Source organism: Sphingomonas bacterium (genome assembly GCF_903643035.1).
GTDB lineage: Bacteria > Pseudomonadota > Alphaproteobacteria > Sphingomonadales > Sphingomonadaceae > Sphingomonas.
In genome coordinates, this window is record NZ_CAHJWW010000279.1 from 1 (window position 1) to 3,596 (window position 3,596).

Sequence of the window (3,596 nt, forward strand, 5' to 3'; positions counted from 1 at the left end):
GCCGCCGTGCGCGGCGCCCATCCGCGCCACGGCGGCGCGGGGGCGCTGTACCTCGTCCTGCGGCGCCCCAGGGGAACGCCCGGCGCCTGATGTCAGGCGTCGTCCGGCCCGGCAGGCGGCGGAGACAGGGCGGGCAGGGCGGCGACGCGCGCGATCAGGCCGGCGTAGATCGCGGTCAGCGCGTGGAGGTCCGCGACCGCCACCGCCTCGTCGGTCCGGTGCATCGTCGCGTTGACCAGCCCCAGCTCCACCGTCGGGCACAGTCGCGACAGGAAGCGGGCGTCCGACGTGCCGCCGCTCGTCGACAGTTCCGGCACCATGCCCGTCACCGCCGCCGCCGCCTCGCCCACCAGCGCCGAGAAGGCGCCCGGATGCGTCAGGAACGCCTCGCCCGACACGCGGCCGGTGACGCTGGCGTCCGGCGCGTGGCGGCGGACGATGGCGGCGATCCGCTCGACCAGCGCGTCGCCCCGATGCCGGTCGTTGAACCGGATCGACAGCCGCGCGCTCGCATGGCCGGGGATCACGTTGGCGGCGGGATTGCCGACCGCCAGGTCGGTCGCCTCAATGTTGGAGGGCTGGAACCAGTCCGCGCACCCGTCCGGCAAGGGGGCGTCCAGCACCAGCGCGTCGATCTCGGCCAGCGCCGCCACGAGCCGCGTGATCGGATTGTCCGCGAGGTGCGGATAGGCGACATGGCCCTGCCGCCCGGAAACCTCGATCGCGATGTTGACCGACCCGCGCCGGCCGATCTTCATCGTGTCGCCCAGATGCGCGACGGAGGTCGGCTCGCCGACCAGGCACAGATCGGGCTTCACGCCCCGCGCCGCCATCCGCTCGACGATCAGCGGCGTGCCGAACGTCGCCGGCCCTTCCTCGTCGCCGGTCAGCAGCACGCCGGTCGCGCCACCCGCCCGCGCGGCGGCGGCGATGAAACAGGCGACCGCGCCCTTCATGTCGACCGCGCCGCGCCCGTACAGCAGGCCGTCGCGCGTCACCGGCTCGAACGCGTCGCCGGTCCAGCCCTCGCCCGGCGGCACGACGTCCAGATGCCCGGCGAAGGCGAGGCGCGGGCCGGGACCCTCGCGCCAGGCGATCATGTTCTCGACCGGTCCGTCGGGCGCGTCCCCGGCCATGAACCGGTCGATCGCAAAGCCGAGCGGCGCCAGCGCGGCCTCCGCCACGTCGAACACCGCCCCGCGCGCGGGCGTGACGCTGCGGCAGGCGAGCAGGTCGCGGGCGAGCGCGGGCGCGTCGATCACCGGACTATCCCCGCGAGGGGACGGGCGGCTCGTACTGCTCGATCACCCACTCCTCCTCCTGCGCGCCGGCGATCCAGTCCTGCATGAACGGGTGCGCCAGCACCGCCTCGACATAGGGGGCCGCGAAGCGCGCGACCGGTAGCGAATAGGTGACGATCCGCGTGCAGACGGGCGCGAACATGATGTCCGCCGCGCCGAAATCCCCGAACAGGAAATCGCCGCCGCCGCCCCAGCGGGCGCGGGCCTGCGCCCACAGCTCCATGATCCGCGTGAGATCCGCGAGCACCGCGTCGCTTGGGCGGCGGACCGGGAAGAGCTGGCGGATGTTCATCGAATGCTCGCGGCGCAGCGCGGCGAAGCTTGAATGCATCTCCGCCGCCATCGACCGCGCCATCGCGCGCGGCGCATCGTCCGCGGGCCAGAACCGGTCGCGTCCCAGGCCCTGAGCGGCCAGCTTGTCGGAAAGGTAGTCGACGATCGCCAGGCTGTCCCACACCACCGCCTCGCCGTCCCACAGGATCGGCACCTTGCCCGACGAGGGCGCGAACTCGTCGCCCTGCCGCCGCCGGTCCCAGTCGGCGTCGTACATCGGCACGACCACCTCCTCGAACACGAAGCCCGACTGCCGACACGCGAGCCAGCCGCGCAGGGACCAGGAGGAATAGGCCTTGTTGCCGATGATGAGCCGCATGGAGAGGGGATTAGGCGGGCGCGCGGCGGGACGCAACGGGCGCAGGCGCACACCGCGCTCCGCCCCTGGACGGGGAGGGGCACCGTTGCGCTGCGATACGCTGCCGGAAGCGCCGCCGGGGCGGGCGCTCCGCCGACGCCCGGCCGCTCCGCGCCTTTGCCGGCATCCGGCGGGCGCCATGGGTTCGACTTGCGCCGTTCGGCGCGACGACCGGCGATCGGGGTGGATGGCGAAGCGCACGGCTACGGATCGCGGCCGGACCGTGATGCTCGACGCGACCGGTGGCTGGGCGAACACCGGTGGCTGGGTAAATGGGGCGCGCGCGTACCGCATGTGGCTGCGGTCGACATACTGAGCGACCTTGATGCGGTCCGCGATGCCGTCGTCACGGCCGTCCCGGCACGCTACCCCTCCACCGCCTCCGGCGGTCCCCCTCCCCCTCCGGAGGAGGAATGAGAAGGTCCGCCTTTGGTGGTTAGCTACCGTTTGGGGTGAGAGCGGCAATGCGATCACGCATCCATTCACGCTTGAATGCAGCGTACCGCTCGTCGCGCTCGCGAATGTCGGCGTCGTGCGCCCAGTGGTTCAACTCTTCTCACGCGTCTTTCTCATGCCGATCAAGCGAGCGGGGGTCAGGTACGGCCGCATCAAGCTCCGCCTCGTCTATGTCCCCGCCTTCGGCTACCCGTTTGAGGGCTGCGAGAAGAAAGGTGCGAGCGCCGGTCATCCCGGCACTATGCCGTCGCGCCGGATGCCTGCAAACTGGTGGTTGGCTGTCATTTCGCTTTGATAGGGCTGACCCGCGCATCACAGCCAACCAAAACAGCATGACCAGCGTATAGGGCAGCCACCAAAGGCCGTGCCAGCCGGGCGGCGCGGTGAACTCATACGCCAATGACGGAAGCCCAAAGCAGAACGGGATTGCGAAGCAGAGCGTCACCAAGGCGCTGCGCATTGGCCGAGTTCTGTCCCACGCCAGCAGGCTGCCAGCATCGTCTTTCCTATGGAGGCAGAGCCACGTTATCACGCAAATGACCGGCAGAAGCACGACAGCAAGGAAGATGCTGTTCATCATTGGTATAATGATCGTGTCGGCCTCGGGGGAAAGCACCCCCGCCTCTCCTATAGCGGGCCAGTAGATCCAGCTTGTCGCTGGAAGCCCGAGGATCACGCAGGCAGCGAGCGCCCATGTTAGAGGTTTGCCGAAAGGCAGGCGTGCGGTGACCATGTGCAGATTATGCCATGCGGCTCAACGTCCGCAACCAGGCGACACTCGATCGCCCGTGTTGGCAGCCTGGCCGTGTTCGCTGCCCGCGCTGTCGGTCCGCTCCCGGCGTTGCCTTCCCAACCCGCTGATTGCGCCTCCATCCCCCGTCCCCTATAGCCGCGCCGACCCGCCCCGGCACCCGCGCGAGCCCGTCCGCCCGCGCGTCGCCGGGGCCTTACCGTTGAAAGGGACAGGCCCGCATGGCTCGCCGCCGCCAGATCTACGAGGGCAAGGCCAAGATCCTCTACGAGGGTCCCGAACCCGGCACGCTGATCCAGTATTTCAAGGACGACGCCACCGCCTTCAACGCGCAGAAGAAGGGCACGATCAACGGCAAGGGCGTGCTCAACAACCGCATCTCCGAGCATATCTTCAC

The 3,596-nt window shown here is 70.1% G+C and carries 4 protein-coding genes; 1 reads left to right on the top strand and 3 read right to left on the bottom strand.

The features are described 5' to 3' along the window. Positions 1-92: 92 nt before the first annotated feature. The 3 genes from dapE to HUV01_RS13780 form a co-directional block, all read right to left on the bottom strand. Positions 93-1,262, bottom strand: coding sequence for a succinyl-diaminopimelate desuccinylase (gene dapE / locus HUV01_RS13770; RefSeq protein WP_174298787.1), 1,170 nt, complete (start codon positions 1,260-1,262; stop codon positions 93-95). 4 nt (positions 1,263-1,266) lie between these two features. Beyond that, positions 1,267-1,953, bottom strand: a complete 687-nt coding sequence (locus HUV01_RS13775) for a glutathione S-transferase family protein (RefSeq protein WP_174298788.1) — start codon at positions 1,951-1,953, stop codon at positions 1,267-1,269. A 595-nt stretch (positions 1,954-2,548) separates the two neighbouring features. Then, positions 2,549-3,181, bottom strand: a complete 633-nt coding sequence (locus HUV01_RS13780) for a hypothetical protein (RefSeq protein WP_217431015.1) — start codon at positions 3,179-3,181, stop codon at positions 2,549-2,551. Between the two features lie 239 nt (positions 3,182-3,420). On the opposite strand from HUV01_RS13780, the gene HUV01_RS13785 reads away from it, so the two are divergent. Then, positions 3,421-3,596 (top strand): phosphoribosylaminoimidazolesuccinocarboxamide synthase (locus HUV01_RS13785; protein ID WP_302480066.1); only part of this gene is annotated, 176 nt, incomplete at its 3' end.